Source organism: Flavobacterium sp. SOK18b (genome assembly GCF_014156605.1).
Taxonomy (GTDB): domain Bacteria; phylum Bacteroidota; class Bacteroidia; order Flavobacteriales; family Flavobacteriaceae; genus Flavobacterium; species Flavobacterium tiangeerense.
In genome coordinates, this window is record NZ_QKNZ01000105.1 from 21,262 (window position 1) to 39,476 (window position 18,215).

Annotated in this window: 17 protein-coding genes and 1 tRNA gene; 9 read left to right on the plus strand and 9 right to left on the minus strand. The window is 33.3% G+C overall.

Annotated elements, in window-relative coordinates; translation table 11 throughout:
- The first annotated feature begins 99 nt into the window (after window positions 1-99).
- Window positions 100-1,374, plus strand: coding sequence for a serine hydroxymethyltransferase (glyA, locus tag DNC80_RS13775; protein ID WP_182651712.1), 1,275 nt, complete (start codon window positions 100-102; stop codon window positions 1,372-1,374).
- 129 nt (window positions 1,375-1,503) lie between these two features.
- Complete coding sequence (locus DNC80_RS13780; protein ID WP_182651713.1) at window positions 1,504-2,097, plus strand: tRNA-(ms[2]io[6]A)-hydroxylase; 594 nt, start codon at window positions 1,504-1,506, stop codon at window positions 2,095-2,097.
- 33 nt (window positions 2,098-2,130) lie between these two features.
- Here DNC80_RS13780 and DNC80_RS13785 read toward each other — a convergent pair whose 3' ends face one another.
- Entirely contained in the window at window positions 2,131-2,700 is a 570-nt protein-coding gene (locus DNC80_RS13785) for a pentapeptide repeat-containing protein (protein ID WP_182651714.1), read from the minus strand.
- Window positions 2,701-3,044: 344 nt separating this feature from the next.
- On the opposite strand from DNC80_RS13785, the gene DNC80_RS13790 reads away from it, so the two are divergent.
- Window positions 3,045-4,088: an NAD(P)-dependent alcohol dehydrogenase gene (locus DNC80_RS13790; protein WP_182651715.1), complete on the plus strand. Its 1,044-nt coding sequence runs from the start codon at window positions 3,045-3,047 to the stop codon at window positions 4,086-4,088.
- A gap of 132 nt (window positions 4,089-4,220) precedes the next feature.
- Here DNC80_RS13790 and DNC80_RS13795 read toward each other — a convergent pair.
- Window positions 4,221-4,294 (minus strand) — tRNA-Arg (locus DNC80_RS13795).
- A gap of 93 nt (window positions 4,295-4,387) precedes the next feature.
- Between DNC80_RS13795 and DNC80_RS13800 the strand changes: the two genes are divergently transcribed.
- Window positions 4,388-4,900 carry an adenine phosphoribosyltransferase gene (locus tag DNC80_RS13800; RefSeq protein ID WP_182651716.1) on the plus strand — a complete coding sequence of 171 codons (513 nt, stop codon included), beginning with the start codon at window positions 4,388-4,390 and terminating at the stop codon, window positions 4,898-4,900.
- On the opposite strand, the gene DNC80_RS13805 is transcribed toward DNC80_RS13800, so the two are convergent.
- The 4 genes from DNC80_RS13805 to DNC80_RS13820 all read right to left on the minus strand — a co-directional run bounded on the left by DNC80_RS13805 (window position 4,897) and on the right by DNC80_RS13820 (window position 8,650).
- The gene (locus DNC80_RS13805) at window positions 4,897-5,037 is read right to left on the minus strand and encodes an SsrA-binding protein (RefSeq protein WP_182651717.1); all 141 of its coding nucleotides are present in this window, start codon (window positions 5,035-5,037) and stop codon (window positions 4,897-4,899) included. The genes DNC80_RS13800 and DNC80_RS13805 overlap by 4 nt on opposite strands.
- A gap of 62 nt (window positions 5,038-5,099) precedes the next feature.
- Window positions 5,100-6,737, minus strand: coding sequence for a M56 family metallopeptidase (locus DNC80_RS13810; protein WP_182651718.1), 1,638 nt, complete (start codon window positions 6,735-6,737; stop codon window positions 5,100-5,102).
- A gap of 37 nt (window positions 6,738-6,774) precedes the next feature.
- Window positions 6,775-7,143, minus strand: a complete 369-nt coding sequence (locus DNC80_RS13815) for a BlaI/MecI/CopY family transcriptional regulator (protein ID WP_182651719.1) — start codon at window positions 7,141-7,143, stop codon at window positions 6,775-6,777.
- Between the two features lie 283 nt (window positions 7,144-7,426).
- Window positions 7,427-8,650, minus strand: coding sequence for an MFS transporter (locus DNC80_RS13820; RefSeq protein WP_182651720.1), 1,224 nt, complete (start codon window positions 8,648-8,650; stop codon window positions 7,427-7,429).
- A 211-nt stretch (window positions 8,651-8,861) separates the two neighbouring features.
- On the opposite strand from DNC80_RS13820, the gene DNC80_RS13825 reads away from it, so the two are divergent.
- The 5 genes from DNC80_RS13825 (at window position 8,862) to DNC80_RS13845 (ending at window position 12,507) form a co-directional block, all read left to right on the plus strand.
- Window positions 8,862-9,464 carry a DUF1684 domain-containing protein gene (locus tag DNC80_RS13825; RefSeq protein ID WP_220485254.1) on the plus strand — a complete coding sequence of 201 codons (603 nt, stop codon included), beginning with the start codon at window positions 8,862-8,864 and terminating at the stop codon, window positions 9,462-9,464.
- Window positions 9,464-10,117 carry a TatD family hydrolase gene (locus DNC80_RS13830; RefSeq protein WP_182651721.1) on the plus strand — a complete coding sequence of 218 codons (654 nt, stop codon included), beginning with the start codon at window positions 9,464-9,466 and terminating at the stop codon, window positions 10,115-10,117. Before DNC80_RS13825 ends, DNC80_RS13830 begins: the two co-directional genes overlap by 1 nt.
- Before the next feature lie 41 nt (window positions 10,118-10,158).
- Window positions 10,159-10,872: a ThiF family adenylyltransferase gene (locus tag DNC80_RS13835; RefSeq protein ID WP_182651722.1), complete on the plus strand. Its 714-nt coding sequence runs from the start codon at window positions 10,159-10,161 to the stop codon at window positions 10,870-10,872.
- A gap of 63 nt (window positions 10,873-10,935) precedes the next feature.
- Window positions 10,936-11,610 carry an HAD family phosphatase gene (locus DNC80_RS13840; RefSeq protein ID WP_182651723.1) on the plus strand — a complete coding sequence of 225 codons (675 nt, stop codon included), beginning with the start codon at window positions 10,936-10,938 and terminating at the stop codon, window positions 11,608-11,610.
- 51 nt (window positions 11,611-11,661) lie between these two features.
- Window positions 11,662-12,507 (plus strand): DUF2911 domain-containing protein, encoded by an 846-nt coding sequence (locus tag DNC80_RS13845; protein WP_182651724.1) that lies wholly within the window; start codon window positions 11,662-11,664, stop codon window positions 12,505-12,507.
- 302 nt (window positions 12,508-12,809) lie between these two features.
- Here DNC80_RS13845 and DNC80_RS13850 read toward each other — a convergent pair whose 3' ends face one another.
- The 3 genes from DNC80_RS13850 to DNC80_RS13860 all read right to left on the minus strand — a co-directional run bounded on the left by DNC80_RS13850 (window position 12,810) and on the right by DNC80_RS13860 (window position 17,878).
- Window positions 12,810-14,537, minus strand: a complete 1,728-nt coding sequence (locus DNC80_RS13850; RefSeq protein WP_182651725.1) for a sodium:solute symporter — start codon at window positions 14,535-14,537, stop codon at window positions 12,810-12,812.
- Window positions 14,538-14,657: 120 nt separating this feature from the next.
- Window positions 14,658-17,189, minus strand: a complete 2,532-nt coding sequence (locus DNC80_RS13855) for a PIG-L family deacetylase (protein WP_182651726.1) — start codon at window positions 17,187-17,189, stop codon at window positions 14,658-14,660.
- A gap of 155 nt (window positions 17,190-17,344) precedes the next feature.
- Window positions 17,345-17,878: a hypothetical protein gene (locus tag DNC80_RS13860; protein WP_182651727.1), complete on the minus strand. Its 534-nt coding sequence runs from the start codon at window positions 17,876-17,878 to the stop codon at window positions 17,345-17,347.
- Window positions 17,879-18,215 lie beyond the last annotated feature (337 nt).

The window sequence follows — 18,215 nt, forward strand, 5'->3', positions numbered from 1 at the left end:
ATTATTTTGTTAAAAAATTACTCATCAAATATATTATAATCTAAGTATTAACCAAACGTTTTTTTGTATTTTTGCTATAAATTAACGAAAATCAAAAAAATGCAACGCGACGAACAAATTTTTGACCTTATTCTAGAAGAACAAGAAAGACAAATTCACGGATTAGAACTAATAGCATCAGAGAACTTTGTAAGTGACGAAGTGATGGAAGCAGCAGGATCTGTACTAACTAATAAATATGCCGAAGGATATCCTGGCAAAAGATACTACGGAGGTTGCGAAGTAGTTGATGTTGTGGAACAAATTGCAATAGATAGAGCCAAAGAATTATTTGGTGCTGCTTATGCTAATGTACAACCACATTCAGGATCTCAAGCAAATACAGCAGTATATCATGCTTGTATTAAGCCTGGTGATAAAATATTAGGTTTTGATTTGTCACATGGAGGCCATCTTACACACGGATCACCTGTAAATTTTTCGGGACGTTTATATACTCCTTCTTTTTATGGTGTAGACCCAGAAACGGGTTTACTAGATTATGATAAAATTCAAGAAATTGCAACTAGAGAACAACCAAAACTGATTATCGCTGGAGCTTCTGCATATTCACGTGATATGGATTTTGCTCGTTTTAGAGTAATTGCTGACAGCGTAGGAGCTATTTTATTAGCTGATATTTCTCATCCTGCAGGACTTATTGCAAAAGGTTTGATGAATGATCCTTTACCTCATTGTCATATTGTTACTACAACGACTCACAAAACATTACGTGGACCTCGTGGAGGATTAATTTTGATGGGTAAGGATTTTGAAAATCCATTTGGTTTAACTACTCCAAAAGGAGAAATAAGAATGATGTCATCTTTGCTAGACTTGGCTGTTTTTCCGGGTAATCAAGGTGGACCTTTAATGCATATCATTGCTGCAAAAGCGGTTGCTTTTGGAGAAGCATTGCAAGACGAATTTTTTACCTATGCGTTACAATTACAAAAAAACGCTAAGGCTATGGCTGAAGCTTTTGTAAAACGTGGTTACCAAATTATTTCGGGAGGAACTGACAATCACATGATGTTGATTGATTTAAGAAATAAAAATATTTCTGGTAAAGAGGCTGAGAATGCTTTGGTTAAAGCTGAAATTACAGTCAATAAAAATATGGTTCCATTTGATGATAAATCACCATTTGTTACCTCTGGTATTCGTGTAGGTACAGCAGCTATTACCACTCGTGGTCTTGTTGAAGAAGATATGGAAACTATTGTAGCCTTAATTGACAGAGTTTTAGTAGATCATACAAACGAAGAAGTAATTGAAGCGGTAGCTAATGAAGTTAACGAAATGATGAGCGAAAGAGCTATTTTTGTTTTCTAAATAAATACGTTTTTAAGTTTTAAAGTCGAAAGTCGAAAGTCTTTGAATAGAATTTAATATTCTTTCTTAGTTTTGGCTTTCGACTTTTGACTTCATGACTTTCGATTTCATAACTTTAAGACTAAAAAAATGGGTGTATTACGATTACAATTGCCTACAGATCCCAGATGGGTCAATATTGTTGAGAAAAATATTGAAGAAATCTTAACGGATCATGCTTGGTGCGAACAAAAAGCAGCTACAAATGCCATTACAATTATTACTAATAACTCTGAACATCAAGATTTAGTTCGTGATTTATTGGCTCTAGCCAAAGAAGAAATTGATCATTTTGAACAAGTGCATAATATCATTATCAAGCGTGGATTAAAACTGGGAAGAGAACGAAAAGACGACTATGTAAATGAGCTCTATTTGTACATGAAAAAAAGCAGTAACGGCAGTAGAGTATCCAGTTTAGTGGAGCGTTTGCTTTTTTCAGCAATGATTGAAGCCAGAAGTTGTGAGCGATTTAAAGTTTTATCCGAAAACATTAAGGATCCAGAATTAGCTTTATTCTACAGAGAATTAATGGAAAGTGAAGCAGGTCATTACACGACTTTTATAACTTATGCACGTAAATACGGCGAAGGAATTGATGTAGAAAAACGTTGGCGAGAGTGGCTAGTTTATGAAGAATCAGTTATTGCAAAATATGGCAACAGCGAAACCATTCATGGTTAATAGTGTATTCATAATACTTATTACTTATTGTTGTTATTCAATTATTAAATCATACTGATATAAAAGGCCCTTTACTTCATTTTTTGAAAAAAGGGTCTTTTTTAGTTTTGTCTTTTTTGGATCAATGGTATAATTATAACTTGTTTTAAAATCAGTATGATGCGCATTTGCACCCGAAAATTCACTTTTATACAAATCGCAATGATCAAATATAACTTGAGTTAGATTGGTATTCATGAAATCTACTGCTATGAGACTGCATTTTGTAAATTGTGTTTCCTTTAGATTTAAATTATAAAATTTCGAAAAATCAAGAATGCAGTTATTAAATCCAATTCTAAAAATAAATGCGTCACACATAGCAAAGTTTACATCTTTAATTTCGCAGTGATCAAATACTACATTTCGTAGTGCCACGTGATTTATTTTTGCTGATTTAAAAAAACAGTTTATAAAAGTACAATCAATAAAGGTCACGGATATAAAATGGCATTCGGAAAAAGAACAATTGGTAAAAGTGCAACATTCAAACTCTCGATGATTTAACTCATGTTCGCTATAGTTAGTTTCAAGAAAATGATTATCAAAGAGGTATGTGTTCATTGTATTGTTTGAATATTATGGAAATGAATTCTTTACAAAGGAACACATTGTAAAGTGACATTTTGAAAAAAAAGGCAATAATTAATGTTCTAAAATCTCATAAATATTGGCTTAGTATTTATATGTGATATTCGATCATGATTTGAATTGCTGATATCAAATTAAGTTTAGCCTACCTAATACTTTCTTCAATATAGTTTGATCAATTTCTTCTTATCCAAATTATATTTTAAGCTTACATAATCTTTTACTATTTTTAAATAATTTGATTGTAATTATATAACTCTTTAAAATTATTGATAAGTTAAAATTTCATAATTTTATAACAATTAAATTTATTTATTATGATACTTACAAAAGGATATGCGGCACAAGATGCCAAATCAGATTTAGCGCCTTGGAATTTTGAACGAAGAGCTCTAGGACCACATGATGTTCAGTTTGATATACAATTTTGTGGTGTTTGTCATAGTGACTTACATCAAATAAAAGATGATTGGGGAGGATCTATTTACCCAATGGTACCTGGACATGAAATTGTTGGTAAAGTAGTTGGAATAGGAGAAAAAGTTACACGATTTAAAGTAGGTGATTTAGCGGGAACAGGCTGTCTTGTGGACTCGTGTAGAACTTGTGAAAATTGTAAAGAGGGATTAGAACAATTTTGTATCAACGGAAGAACAGATACGTATAATGCACTGGGTCAAGATGGTGTTACACCCACATACGGAGGGTATTCAAACACTATTGTAGTTCATGAGGATTTTGTGTTGCATATTTCAGATAAATTAGACCTAGCGGCAGTAGCTCCATTATTGTGTGCAGGAATAACAACCTATTCTCCATTAAAACATTGGAAAGTAGGAAAAGGACATAAACTGGCTGTACTAGGTCTTGGTGGACTTGGACATATGGCTGTTAAGTTTGGTGTTGCTTTTGGTGCTGAAGTTACTGTTTTGAGTACTTCACCAGATAAAGAACAAGATGCAAAAAAACTAGGGGCGCATCATTTTATTGTGACCAAAGATGAAAAACAATTAGCAAAGGCAGCAGGAACATTTGATTTTATTCTAGATACCGTATCTGCTCCTCATGACTTAAATCTTTACTTATCATTATTGCGTGTTAATGGTGTGCATATATGCGTGGGAGTACCTCCAACACCCTATGAAATTCATGCCTTTAGTTTGATAGGAGGAAGAAGAAGTTTAGCAGGATCATTAATAGGAGGGTTGCCTGAAACACAGGAAATGCTTGATTACTGCGCTGCAAATGGTATTGTATCAGATATTGAATTAATTGATATCAAAGACATCCATGAAGCGTATGACCGTATGACAAAAGGGGATGTGCGTTACCGTTTTGTAATTGATATGGCTACACTATAATCTCAAGAGAATACATTTTATAATCCCTATTTGATATTCTCAAATAGGGATTTTGTATTTTTATAAAGTAAATAAAAAAAATAAAAAAAAATCCTTAAACTACTGAAAACAGTGTGTTTAAGGATTTTAAAGTGACCTTGACTGGATTCAAACCAGTAACCTCTTGAGCCGTAATCAAGTGCGCTATTCAGTTGCGCCACAAGGCCTTTTTGCGAAGCGAGTTATTGTCTTGCTTGCGGGTGCAAATATAGGCATAAATGTGTAATTTGCAAGTGTAAAATTGTAAAAAAATAAAAAAAATGATTTTAAAAAATTATATCCGTGATATTCAGGGATTTCCAAAGGAAGGAATTTTGTTTAAAGACATCACTCCACTGCTTCTTGATCCCGAAGCAAGGAATGAATGCCTTAAAATATTGTTATCAGGTGTGGAAAATTTAAAAATTGATAAAGTTGTTGGGGTAGAGAGCCGTGGATTTTTCTTCGGAACTTTATTAGCGCAAGAATTGAAGTTAGGTTTCATCCCTGTTAGGAAGCCTAATAAATTGCCTTATGAGACCATTTCGGCTAGTTATGATTTGGAGTATGGCACGGATAGACTAGAAATTCATGTAGATGCCATACAAAAAGGCGATCGTGTGCTTGTCCATGATGATGTTTTGGCTACAGGCGGAACGGCAAAGGCAGTTTGTGAACTTGTAGAAAAACTAGGCGGTGTGGTTGTTCAATGTAATTTCTTGATGGAACTGACTTTTTTGAACGGAAGAGATAAAATTTCAAATCATGTTGTATTTGCCGCTATGACTTACTAGCGTATGGCACGAGTGGTAACATAATACCTGTAACCAATAATTGCCATCTGCCATTTTTTGGCTTTGGCCAAGTCCAAACGTTGTTTTGTAAAACTAGGAAGAATGATTCTGTTGATTTGAGCTAAAATTTTAAACATCTTTATTTTTTTTCAAAGATATAAAAAAAGACGGTCATGATTTGGACCGTCTTTTTATGGTATTACTTTTTATTTAATTTTTGACTAATTTTTTCATATTGTAATTCATATTCATTCATTTCCTTTTCAAAAATTTTCATTTCTTTTTCAAATACTTTCATTTCCTTATCGTAATCTTTTACAGCAGGATCAAGTTTTTTCATTTCAATGTCATAAAGTGCTAACTTACGTTCAAAGTCTTTTATTTTAGGTTCAATTTTTTTTAATTTTAGCTCATAGGTTGCCATTTCTTTTTCATATTTTTCCATAGCCTTTTTATTGAAGATATTTGAGGGAACTTGTGGAACTTCAGGATAATCGGGTGCAAATGGCGCTTCCATTAAATTTTCATAAGGGTGATTTGGAGGGGTTGGAGGTGTTGGGGGAGTTAGTTCTGAAAGCTCCTCGTGAATACTATCTATATAATCTGAATCCTCTTCGGTTTCAGTTAGGCTACTTGTAGATGTATTTAATTTTTTTTTCTTATCAATCTCTCCCGAGTAAATACGAACTTTTCCTTGTCCAATATTATTAAAATAACATTCAAATTTAATTTCTTGAATTGGTGTGTTTCCAGCTAATGTTATTGTACTTTTTTCACCAGACTCTTGTATAAGTTCAATATTTAAAGCAATAATGTCATCATCTGAATTTCTTTTAATTCCTTTAACTTGGCAATTAATGTTAAAGTCTTTTTTTAGAGATTTAATGTCTTCTTTAATATCTTCATCTGTTGAATAACGATCTATTGTATAATCAACATCAATTGGCTCTTTATTTTCAATTTGATCTTGTTCTTGCGCTAAAACTTTAATTTGAAACAAGAACACAAAGGCAACTAATGCTGGAACAATTACTGCATATTTCCATGAATTCCATTTTTTTGATTGATTTTTGTTTAACATAACGATTCGTTTTTTGATTAATGATTGATAAAAATGATTGGTAATGGCAACACAGTTTTCGTGAGTTGTTATTTTTAAGAGCGTCAATTGATACGCTTTTTTATCGGATATTTTTTTAGTGGCTTCACTATCTGCAATGAATTCTAGATTTTGCAAGATTGCCTTTTTGTACAACCAGATAAAGGGATTGAACCAAAAAACAATACAAAACAGTCTTGAAATTAATACGTCAACAGTGTGATTTTGCTCGCTGTGGACTTTTTCATGCTTCAAAATATTTTCTAATTCGGCTTTGCTGTACAAGGATGAATTGTAAACAATAGTATTAAAAAAAGAGAAGGGTGCTATATTTTCTGTGGTGTCAATGTATTTAAAATCGGCTTGATTTTTAAAGTGTTTTCCTTTTAGTACACGGTGTAAACTATAAAAATCCAAAGCAAGTTTTAGTAGAAAAAGAAGCATACCAATGGCGTATAACATTCCAATAACTAAGTACCAATTGATTTCTAAAGGAACCTTTTCAGAACTGGTAGCTAGTGGTATTTGAGACCAGTCAATGGTATTTTTGCTTGGTTCAACCCAAACAATTTTTGTAAAGGCTACGAATGGCAAAACAACCGAAGTGATTAAACCCAGTATTAAAAACCATCGGTTGCTGGTAAAAAAAGTTTCTTTGCGAAGCAAAAGATGATACGCTACGAAAAAAAGTGCTAGTAAGCCGCTGGATTTTATGAGGTATAGATAAAGTGCTTCCATGCTGGTTTTGGTTTTTGGTTAGTTGGTTTTAAATAGCTTAGTTGTTTTGTTCTTGTTGCTCAATCATGGCTAAAATTTCACGTAATTCAGCAGCTGATATTTTTTCTTCTTTGGCAAAATGGCTTACCATATTTTTATAAGAACTGTTAAAGTAATGGTCAATTGCAGTGTGCATAAAACGTTTTCTGTACTCTTCAAGGGATACTACGGGAAAGTATTGGTGTGTGTTCCCAAAAGCTTTGTGTGATACAAATCCTTTTTCTTCAAGATTGCGCACTATGGTAGAGAGTGTGTTGTAATGCGGTTGATCCTCGGTGATTTCGGCCAAGATTTCTTTTACAAAAGCTTTTTTGAGCTTCCATAATATATGCATGATTTCCTCTTCTTTATTGGTCAGTTTTTGCATGATGTTTTATATTTGATTCAAACTTACAACTATATTTCTAGTTTACAAACTATTTTTATAGTTATTTAACTAAAATAGTAGTTTTTGTAATATGTTAGTGTCTTTTATATAACGTAAATATCTGTTTTAGTATGATTTACAAATGTAGGTAATTTTGCGTGAGGGATAGAAGCAAACCGCCGCAGCGGTGCGGATAGCCCGACCGTAATCCAAAAAAGGGGCTTATTCAACACCATGTTGATAAGCCCCTTTTTTGGATTAGGGTCACGCCCAAATCATAAAATTATTTAGCTAGTTTTTCCCGCTGAACCAGTTTTTGCAACCACATGCAGCCTGCAACGGCCAGCACGCCCAATGTTCCCATGACAAACCAATTTGCTTGATAACCCCAACTGTCAATAATTTCAAGACCTGTTTTTGAGCTTGCAATATGCGCTAAACTAAAACTCATGGTAAACAAAGCCATGTAGCGGCCTTCGTGACCTTTTGGAGCTCGACTAAGCGCAAAGGAATTAGAGAAGGGAAATATAAACATCTCGCCAAAAGTGATAAAAATAATGCTAACCACTAAGATGCCAGCCCAAATGTTGAACATTAAAACGTAAAAACTGAGAGACATTAATAAGGATCCCCATAATATTATTTTGAGTTTGTCAATCCCTTTTCTTTGACTGATACTCACAATAGGCATTTCCAGAAAGAAAATTAAAAGACCATTCAGAGACAATAAAAGTCCGCTTTGAAACTCCGTTAATCCAAATTTTTCATTGTGATACAGTGGTAAAGTGGTAAAAAGTTGGAAAAACAATACGGCAGTTATAAAGCATACAAAAAGAAAAATCCAAAATATTTTGTCTTTGAAAACTGATGCTGGAATCTCAGTTTCACTAGTGCTGCTATTCAAATCGGATGGTTTTTTGCGTTCTTTTACGAGAAGTGTAAAAATTAAAATAGAAATGATACAAGAACTCCCATCAACCCAAAATAAGCCGCTGTAGCCCATATTCATGATGATTAATCCTCCTAATGCTGGTCCTGCCGTAAAGCCAAGGTTTACCGCAAGGCGCACTAATGTTAGGGCTCTGGTACGATTTTCAGGTTTTGCATAGGTGGCTAGTGAAACGTACATGGCGGGACGAAACATATCAGCAACGGTCATGATCACAAACATTCCGGCACACAATCCCCAAAAAGTCCGAATGTACTGAACCATAAAAAGTAATAGTCCGCTAGTGAATAAGCTGAATATCATGATTTTGTAAAACCCTATTTTGTCTGATAATTTACCTCCCAACCAAGAGCCAAGCATGGATCCAAAACCAAAAGCTACCATAATCCAGCCCACTTGCGCGTAAGTAAATTGTAAATCCTCCTTTAAATATTTCGATAAAAAGGGAAGTACCATGGTTCCGGCACGATTAATAAAAGTAATTAAGGTGAGTATCCAAATTTCTCTAGTAAATCCTCTAAAATTATTGATGTAGCGTTGAAAAGCAGTTTGCAGCATAAAGTAGTTTTGTGAGTTACAAATTTACAATGTTTTTTAGGAGCTTTTTCCAGCTATTCGCTACAATCTTGTATTTTTTCGAAAAGAAAAAAATACAAGGATTTTCGCTACTATCTGGGCTAGGGAATAGGCTATTCATGACGTTTCTTGCTCCTTAATTTTCGTTGTGGTATTGTAACTTTTACACTATTTTTGCATAAAAATCAAATCATTGAAAACAGTCCTAACCTTTTTTATCTGTTTACAACTCAATTTTGTTGTGGCGCAAGAGTCTTATAATGCTGATGCCGTAGCTCAGTTTCAACAAGAGTTAAACGCACAGTATTCAAACCCAGAAAAAAGTCCGCTCACGGCACAGGATTTAGCAGTTTTTAAATCATTAGATTTTTTTCCTGCAAACCCAACTTATTTTGTGACTGCAAAATTAGTTAGAACACCTACTGAGCAACCTTTTTTAATGAAAACATCAACCGATAGAAAACCAACTTACATTAAATACGGAGAAGTTTATTTTACTATGGATGGTCAAGGATTTAAGTTGAATGTATATCAAAATATAGAATTGTCTAAACAAAAGGAATATGTAAATTACTTATTTCTACCATTTTCGGATGTAACGTCAGGTCATGAAAGCTACCTTGGCGGGCGATACATAGATTTAAAAATTCCAGAAGGGGATGTGATAACAATAGATTTCAACAAGGCATACAATCCGTATTGTGCGTATAATCCCGGTTATTCTTGTCCCTTAGTACCATTAGAAAATGATTTAAGTATAGCTATTAAGGCTGGTGTTAAAAAGTTTCATGACTAATGGAATTTTTCAATTTACATACGCATCACTTTACGAATCAATCTGGGATCCTAGAGTTGGTGAATCAATATCCTCATGAATTTGATGCGAAACTCCCTTTTTATTCGATCGGGATTCATCCTTGGTACATCACAAAAGAACGTATTGAAGCTGATTTGGAAATCATTGAAACACAAATAAAACAATCCAATTGTCTTGCAGTAGGGGAATGTGGCTTGGATAAACGCATTGAAATCTCGCTTGAATTGCAGCAAGTGGTTTTTGAAAAACAATTACTTTTGGCACAAAAATACAATAAACCAGTTGTCATTCATTGTGTGGCTGCTTTTGATGAATTGATTGCCATTAAAAAAAAGCTCAACATCTCAGTTCCCATCTTAATTCATGGATTTTCTAAAAATGCAATCGTGGCTAAGCAATTGTTAGATCAGGGATTTTACCTTTCGTTTGGGAAATATTTATTACGTAATCCAGCATTAGAGTCGGTTTTTAAAAGTATTCCCCAAGAACGTTTTTTTCTAGAAACCGATACTTTAGAAGATGGGATAAAAGCCGTTTATGAACGTGCTGCCCAATACAAAGAAACCAAAGTTGAAGAAATTCAAAAAATCATAAATAATAACTTTAGTACTGTTTTTGGAATTCAATTTTAATTGGATAACATGTAAAACAGGACACTTTTAAACATAAAAAAATGGCAGAATGGACAGAAAGAGCAGAACTTTTATTTAAAAAAGAAGGTTTGGCTAATTTACAAAATGCAAACGTATTAGTAGTAGGATTAGGAGGCGTAGGCTCATTTGCTGCTGAATTTTTGGCGAGAGCCGGAGTGGGCAAAATGACAATTGTAGATGGAGACGTGGTGGATATTACCAATATTAACAGACAATTGCCAGCTTTGCACTCCACAGTTGGGCAACCAAAAATTACGATCGTTGGCGATAGATTGATGGATATTAACCCAGATTTGCAATTAACACGCGTACAAGAATTTTTATCACCGGAGCGTGCTTTTGAGATTGTTACGGAGGAGTTTGATTATGTTTTGGATTGTATAGATAGTGTGACGCCAAAACTAAATTTAATTGTTGCTGCGAAACGCAAAAGAGTGAAAATCATCAGCAGCATGGGTGCAGGTGGAAAAATGGAAGCTTCTAAAGTAAAAGTGACTGATATTACGAATACTGTAAATTGCTTTTTTGCCAAAACCATTCGCAGACGCTTGAAAGAACTGAAAATTGATAAATTAAAAGTTGTTTTCTCCTCTGAAATTCAAGACGAATCCAGTTTAAGAATGACTGACGGATCTAATTATAAAAAATCGTTTTACGGAACCAATAGTTACATGCCAGGATTATTTGGCTTGTTTGCCGCAGAAACAGTTATACGCTACTTGCTTAAAAAATAGTGTTCTGTTTTTTATTCCTCTTTTCAGGGATTAATAATTATAATTCATAACTCATAATTTAAAATGATACAAACAGTAATTTTTGATATGGATGGCGTAATCGTAGATACAGAGCCGGTTCACCGCTATGCGTATTTCAAGCAATTTGAAGAGCTAAACATTGCTGTTACAGAGGAAATGTACACTTCATTTACCGGTTTTTCCACGCGAAATACCTTTCAGAAATTGAAAGTGTTATTTACGATTGACCAAGAAGTAGAGGATTTAATTCAGCGGAAACGTACTATTTTTAACGATGCTTTTGACAGTAAGGCTGATTTAGAATTGCTTGAAGGTGTTGAAAATTTAATCAAAGAATTACATCAAAATGGGATGCAATTGATTTTGGCCTCATCAGCATCTAAGGTGACCATTGAACGTGTTTTTAATAGGTTTAAGCTACACGACTATTTTACCCATAAAATAAGCGGGGAAGATTTTGCACAATCAAAACCACATCCTGCTATTTTTGAACATGCCGCAAGCATGTCAATTGCCCAAAAAGAAAATTGTATCGTCATTGAAGATAGTACTAATGGCATAAAAGCTGCAAATGCAGCTGGAATTTTTTGTGTGGGTTATAACAGTGTACATTCTGCTGCTCAAGATTTGTCAATTGCAGATGTGATCATCAATCATTTTAACGAATTGAATTTTGAAATGGTGCAGGAAATCAAGGCTAAATTAAGGAATAATTAACATTTAAGAGTATCTGAATTTGTAAATTTGAAAATCATAAAATAACAAACCATGAAAAAAATGATTATTGCGCTAGCCCTTTTTGTGGCTGGTTTAAGTGCAGAAGCACAATTAAAAACACCTCAATCTAGTCCTAAAACTACCATAAACCAAGTTGTGGGATTAACTGATGTTGAAATTACTTATTCAAGACCAAGCGCTAAGGGTAGAGTAGTTTTTGGAAATTTAATTCCGTTTGGAAAAGTTTGGAGAACAGGAGCTAACGAAAACACAATAGTTTCTTTTAGTGACGATGTAGTTATTGATGGAAAAACCTTAAAAAAAGGAAAATATTCTTTGTACACGATTCCTAAAATTGAAAGTTGGGATGTAATTTTCTATAAAACTACTGATAACTGGGGAAATCCAGAAGAATGGAAAGAAGAAAATGTAGTCTTGAAAACATCGGTTAAGCCAGAAACTTTAAATAAAAGTGTTGAAACTTTTACAATAGGAGTGAGCGGTTTAGACAATAATTATGCTTTTCTAGAAATGTATTGGGAAAATTCATATGCAGCAGTAAAGTTTGAAGTGCCAACTCAACAAAAAACAACAGCTAATATAGAAAAAGTTTTAGCTGGTCCATCTGCTGGGGATTATTTCTCTGCAGCTCAGTTTTTGTTTCAATCTAATGGAGATGCTAACAAAGCATTGGCTCATGTTAACAAAGCATTAGATATGAGTAAAGAAAAACCTTTTTGGTACAACAGATTGAAATCTTTGATTCAAGCGAAATTAGGCGATAAAAAAGGAGCTGTAGAAACTGCAAAAGCTTCCCTAGCAGCAGCAGAAATTGCAAAAAATCAAGATTATGTAAAAATGAATAAAGACAGTATTGCAGAGTGGAGTAAGAGCTAAAAAGCAGAATAAATATTTTAAATCCCGAATTACCATGGTAGTTCGGGATTTTTTTTTGATGAGCTGGATTATAGGAATTACAGCATACCGTTTTCTTATAGATTTACAGGTATACAGTCTTTTGTAAGATTGTAATGTTCTAGTTTAAAATTAGACAAAATCCTGTGGTGAGGAGGAATCTAAATTTTTTAGCTCTCTCGTGTTCAACTAGTTTGTGAATCAAGACCAAATAAAAAATCTTATTCTGGTTTTAAAACTATAAAACAAGAATAAGATTTTTTTATCAGGAATAAGTACAGTATTTAGTGCGCTACTTCTTTTTGGGACTTTCTAAAAATTGTAAACTGAAACAGCAATGAAATAATTATAGTTAGCATGGCGCCAATAAAATTTAGCCATAAATAGCCTAACTTTTCCTGACCGCTAGGATATACATAAATAGCGTAGTAATAAATGATAAAAATGGTGAGTTGACTTACCACAGCACTGTAAAAAATAGCTTTTGATTGTACTTTGTGGATATAAAAACCTACTAGAAAAATCCCTAAAACGGTCCCGTAAAATATAGATCCAATAATGTTTACTAATTGAATTAAATTTTCAAATAAAGTTCCAACACAGGCAAAAAGAATGGCAATCACACCCCATAAAAGTGTAAAAAACTTTGTTGCATACAAAAAATGTTTTTCTGATTTTTCACCTTTTACATTTCTTTTGTAGATATCTATAGCAGTTGTAGATGCTAAGGCATTAAGTCCTGAGGCAGTTGATGACATGGCCGCCGATATAATTACAGCCAATAATAACCCAATAAGACCTTTTGGTAAATAATTAAGAATAAAATGAAAAAACACATAATCTTTATCATTGGTTTCGCTGTTACTATCTGCTTTTAGAATGATCTCTTTGGCTTTGTCTCTTAAATCTTTTTCTTTATTTGATAAAGCTACTAGTTCTTTTCTCAAGATAGGATTGTCATAATCTTGGTTAAGCTGATCAATATACAGTAAGTTTATGACTTTTTTATCTTCAGAAAGATCATTCAGTTTTTGTTCTAATGCGTTGTACTCTCCTTTATATGCTGATTTTTCAATCAATGTTTTATTGTTTGGATTGAAATTTAAAGGCACCGGATTAAACTGAAAAAAAACAAAAACCATGACACCGGTAAGTAATATGAAAAACTGCATAGGAACTTTTAAAAGTCCGTTCATAATCAGTCCCATTTGACTTTCACGTACAGATTTCCCCGATAAATAGCGACCCACTTGGGATTGATCTGTTCCAAAATAGGCTAGTGCCAAGAAAAAACCACCCGTTATACCACTCCAAAAAGTATATTTTTCTTCGGGATCAAAAGAGAAATTGACAATGTTCATTTTATCATTGGCACCTGCAATATGAAGAGCACTAGAAAACGTCATATCATTAGGTAAATAATATAGAATAAGAAAAAATGTGATAAACATTCCTGACATGATCACAAACATTTGCTGTTTTTGAGTCACATTTACTGCTTTTGTCCCTCCAGAAAACGTGTAAATAATTACCAAGAATCCTATTACAATATTCATATAAGTAAGGTTCCATCCGAGTATAGCAGATAAAATTATTGCGGGTGCATAAATAGTTAATCCAGTTCCTAAACCTCTTTGAAATAGAAAAAGTATGGCAGCAAGAGAACGGGTTTTTAAATCAAATCTTTTTTCGAGATACTCGTAGGCTGTATACACTTTATACTTGTGGTACAAAGGAATAAAGGTTACACAAATTATAACCATGGCAATAGGCAAACCAAAATAAAACTGCACAAAACCCATTCCGTCATGATAAGCCTGACCTGGAGTAGATAAAAATGTAATTGCACTTGCTTGCGTTGCCATTACAGATAGTCCTACGACATACCACGGAGTTTCGTTATTACCAAGTATAAAATCTTCAACGTTTTTACTTCCTTTTGTTTTCCAAGCTCCGTAAACAACAATAAAAAGTAATGTAACAATTAGTATAATCCAGTCAAATAATTGCATAGTTTAAGAGTATAATTTCATAATAAGACAAAAAATCGCAATGTAGATAGCATTAGCCACCAATACCCAAGTATAATTTTTTTTCCAAGTTTTTTGTTTCAATGGTTCCATAGTTATAAATTAGAGCTTGTTGTTTTGAATTGATATGGTTTGTGAAGGCTTTAAAGAGATAATATTTGAAATTAATTTATACGCTCCTGTAACACCTTCTGGAAGCTCTCTAAAAAAGCTTAAACCTGTGTAAACATAGTGACCTTTGCCGTAAGGCGCTATGAGTAAAGCACCATTTTTTGGAGTTTCTCCTTTATCATTTGATGAAAAAATAGGGATAAACGCCTTGTCAAATTCATTTGGGTAATATAATCCTTGCTCTTGTTTCCAACCTTTAAAATCTTGTGCAGTTATTGTATTAGGATAATTCATAACGGGATGGTTTGGAGCCAAAAAACGAACTTCAGCATCCTCCTCGGTAACACGATCTCTAGATAATTTTAAAGGATAAGGTGCTATGTCATTGGTCACTAAATCACCTGCAGTATTGTATTGAACAACCATGGTTTTTCCGTTTTTTACAAAATCAAAAAGGATTGTTTGTTTGTTAACCAATGCATTAATGGTATTGTAAGCTCTAACTCCTGTCATTACTACATCAAAGTTTTCTAGCTTTTCTGGAGTGATATCTTCAGCTTTAAGCAAAGTAACTTTATAGCCTAATTGGGATAAACTATTTGGCACTTCATCACCAGCACCCATAATGTAAGCAATTTTTTCTTCATTTGTTTTTAAATCGGTTTTGATACATTTAGCCGATGCAGTTTGAAGTACTTGCTGTTTTGTAATATGATCGTAAGAAATGATAATTTGTTCTTTATCAAATCTTTTATTGTCAATAATTGCAACACTTTTAGCTATTGTTTCCTCGGCTTTTTTTGGAGCTGTAACATCAAAATAAAAAATTTGCTCCATTCCCTTTTTTTCAAATGAAAACGGAATGTTTTGAGGTGTTACTGTCCAGTTTTTTGGAAGTTCAAGCTGTAAATTTCCTTTAATATTATCTTTACCAGCTTTAATTTTAACACCTACTTGTTTAGTTTTTGTGTCTTTAAAAAGCAAAACCTTATCAGTAATTGTAGTAGTTACATCAGGTACAATATCAAGGTAGTTATAAACTTCACCTTTTACATCATCATTGTATTTGTAAACAATGGTACGCTCGTATGGAATTTTAATTCCGTTTATTAGCATATTAAATTCTACTTTCGCTTCTCTTAAAATGTCAGGAACACCTCTTTTATTTTGGTCGTTTACAGTATACATTCCAGTTGTACCCGCATCTTGCAACCAATATGGTTGTGTATAATCTAGGTTTTCAGGAAGTTTAAAATCAAGATTTATTGTTTTGAGTAGATTGTATTTTAAATCTTGGTTTTGACTTGAAAGAATGTTATTTGGTATTGTTTTAACACTAATCAACTCCATGGGAATGGCACTTCTGTTGATAGCTTCAAGTTTTAATTTTAGGGTACTACCAGGAGTTGCCTCTTGGTTTTGAGCCACAGCTTCTAAATACAATCCAGCACAAGCAGCAATGATTTCTTTTACTGCAGCTGCTTTTACTGGTGACCATTGATTAGGCTCTAAGGCTTGTATCATAGTGTAGGCTTTCGCCAAATTTGGAATACTTGCCGAAGGGTTTTTTGAGTCAAATTCCTTTGCTATGATTGCGAGTAGTTCGCCAATAGGAGCGCCTCCTTTTACACGATTCCAGGAAGTATCTATACCTTCAAAAAGAGATTTTTTATCTTTTAAAGCTTCTCCATTTATGAATTCTAAATATTCTGTTTCTTCGCCGCGAACACCAGTACTACCAAAACCTTGCGATTGATGACGACTGCGACTTAATGCAGCAATTTCTTGGTTTGATTTCCCTAGATTGCTGTAATAGGTTCCCGTTTGAAGGCTAATTAAATTTGTTTTGTTAGCAGCATTGAATTTTTCCATTGTACCATAAAACCACCAAGAAGTATTAAAAAATTGTCTTTTAGTTTGCCAAGGGTTTACAAATTGTAATTGCTCGGGAAAAACAGTTGGATCATTAGCCATCTTAAAACTTTCAACGCTTAACATTGCTGATGCGGTATGATGCCCGTGTGTGGTTCCCGGAGATCTATGATCAAAGCGATTAACAATTACATCTGGTTGGAATTTTCTTATTGCCCAAATTACATCAGCTAATACTTTTTCTTTTTCCCAAATGGATAAAGTTTCCGTTGGATTTTTTGAGAATCCAAAATCATTTGCTCTCGAGAAAAATTGTTCACCACCATCTATTTTTCTAGCTTCTATAAGTTCTTGAGTTCTTATTACACCCAGTAATTCTCTTAACTGTGTACCAATTAAATTTTGACCACCATCTCCTCTGGTTAAAGAGAGATAAGCTGTGCGTGCTTTTTGATCATTGGCAAGAAAAGAAATAAGTCTCGTATTCTCATCGTCAGGGTGTGCGGCTATGTATAATACTGAGCCTAGAAAATTGAGTTTTTCAATTTGATTGTAAATTTCAACTGAATTAAGTTTTTGAGGTTGTTGTGCATTTGTGATTTGCAAACAAATTAGCAATACAATACTGATTAAGTAGCTTTTTTTATACATTATCTAAATATATTATTCCTTTAACTCCAAATGTAGGGATTAAATATTTTTTACAAAATTTTTTAACGTTCGATACTGTTTATAAAATCTTTTCTACAAAAAAAGGGAGAAAAACATCTAGTGTTCTTCTCCCTTTTTTAAGTATATATGATTCCTTAATCTCTATCATGTCCACGTCCGTGATCACTATCGTGTCTTTTATCTTTTTGTTTGTAGTTTTTGTGGTCATCATGACGATCATTGTCTCTGTGTCCTTTATAGTATTCTCGATTATCAGGTCTATTGTTTGCGTAAACTCTTCTATCTACATGATACACTACATTTCTAGGTTCATTACCTCTGTACCCTCTATAGTATTTTACTTTATGGGTTTTAAAATGATTGTAAGGACTTGGACCATGGTAATCGTTAAGAACTACTTTACACCCTGTGTTTAGATTGTAATTTCTATATTGGTTAGGTAGAAACCTTGCACGAATCCATCTTCCACTGTCAAAATATATAAATCGTGTAGCTCTTACATCATAATATGCTTCTACGTCTGGTAAGTAATAATACTCAGCATTTACATTTCCGGTGGGTCCCCAAGAAGGAGCACTACCAATATTAACATTTATAGATACTTGTGCTTGCATTGAACTTGTAACTAGTAAAATAATTCCAGCAGCTATTAATTTAATCGTTTTCATATTATTCTATTTTATTGATTTATTATAAAAATGTTTTTTTATCTCTATCAACAATTTTCAAGAACTGTGCCAAATCAGATTAAGTACTATTTAATAAAGAAAGAGGGAAATATATCAAAAGGTTTATTTTATAGTTAAATTATTGGTAATTAAATATTTAAAATTTAATTTTTACCTTTTCCATGACCATTATTTCCTTTGTCTTTTTTATTGTTTTCGTGATTTCCTTGTTCGCTTTTGTAATTTTTATTGGCTTTAAATGAACTTGAATTATTCACTTTGTAAACTCCAATATTTTTTTGAGGTTTATCTTTGTACCCTTTATAATATTTTGTTT

Excerpts from the sequence above, each read along its gene's own strand:
- DNC80_RS13815 (WP_182651719.1), bottom strand. The coding sequence starts at position 7,143 with ATGCAAAAACTGACCAATAAAGAAGAGGAAATCATGCATATATTATGG.
- DNC80_RS13850 (WP_182651725.1), bottom strand. The coding sequence starts at position 14,537 with ATGCAATTATTTGACTGGATTATACTAATTGTTACATTACTTTTTATT.
- DNC80_RS13800 (WP_182651716.1), top strand. The coding sequence starts at position 4,388 with ATGATTTTAAAAAATTATATCCGTGATATTCAGGGATTTCCAAAGGAA.
- DNC80_RS13860 (WP_182651727.1), bottom strand. The coding sequence starts at position 17,878 with ATGAAAACGATTAAATTAATAGCTGCTGGAATTATTTTACTAGTTACA.
- DNC80_RS13810 (WP_182651718.1), bottom strand. The coding sequence starts at position 6,737 with ATGGAAGCACTTTATCTATACCTCATAAAATCCAGCGGCTTACTAGCA.
- DNC80_RS13820 (WP_182651720.1), bottom strand. The coding sequence starts at position 8,650 with ATGCTGCAAACTGCTTTTCAACGCTACATCAATAATTTTAGAGGATTT.
- DNC80_RS13785 (WP_182651714.1), bottom strand. The coding sequence starts at position 2,700 with ATGAACACATACCTCTTTGATAATCATTTTCTTGAAACTAACTATAGC.
- glyA (WP_182651712.1), top strand. The coding sequence starts at position 100 with ATGCAACGCGACGAACAAATTTTTGACCTTATTCTAGAAGAACAAGAA.
- DNC80_RS13845 (WP_182651724.1), top strand. The coding sequence starts at position 11,662 with ATGAAAAAAATGATTATTGCGCTAGCCCTTTTTGTGGCTGGTTTAAGT.
- DNC80_RS13835 (WP_182651722.1), top strand. The coding sequence starts at position 10,159 with ATGGCAGAATGGACAGAAAGAGCAGAACTTTTATTTAAAAAAGAAGGT.
- DNC80_RS13855 (WP_182651726.1), bottom strand. The coding sequence starts at position 17,189 with ATGTATAAAAAAAGCTACTTAATCAGTATTGTATTGCTAATTTGTTTG.
- DNC80_RS13805 (WP_182651717.1), bottom strand. The coding sequence starts at position 5,037 with ATGTTTAAAATTTTAGCTCAAATCAACAGAATCATTCTTCCTAGTTTT.
- DNC80_RS13790 (WP_182651715.1), top strand. The coding sequence starts at position 3,045 with ATGATACTTACAAAAGGATATGCGGCACAAGATGCCAAATCAGATTTA.
- DNC80_RS13780 (WP_182651713.1), top strand. The coding sequence starts at position 1,504 with ATGGGTGTATTACGATTACAATTGCCTACAGATCCCAGATGGGTCAAT.
- DNC80_RS13840 (WP_182651723.1), top strand. The coding sequence starts at position 10,936 with ATGATACAAACAGTAATTTTTGATATGGATGGCGTAATCGTAGATACA.
- DNC80_RS13830 (WP_182651721.1), top strand. The coding sequence starts at position 9,464 with ATGGAATTTTTCAATTTACATACGCATCACTTTACGAATCAATCTGGG.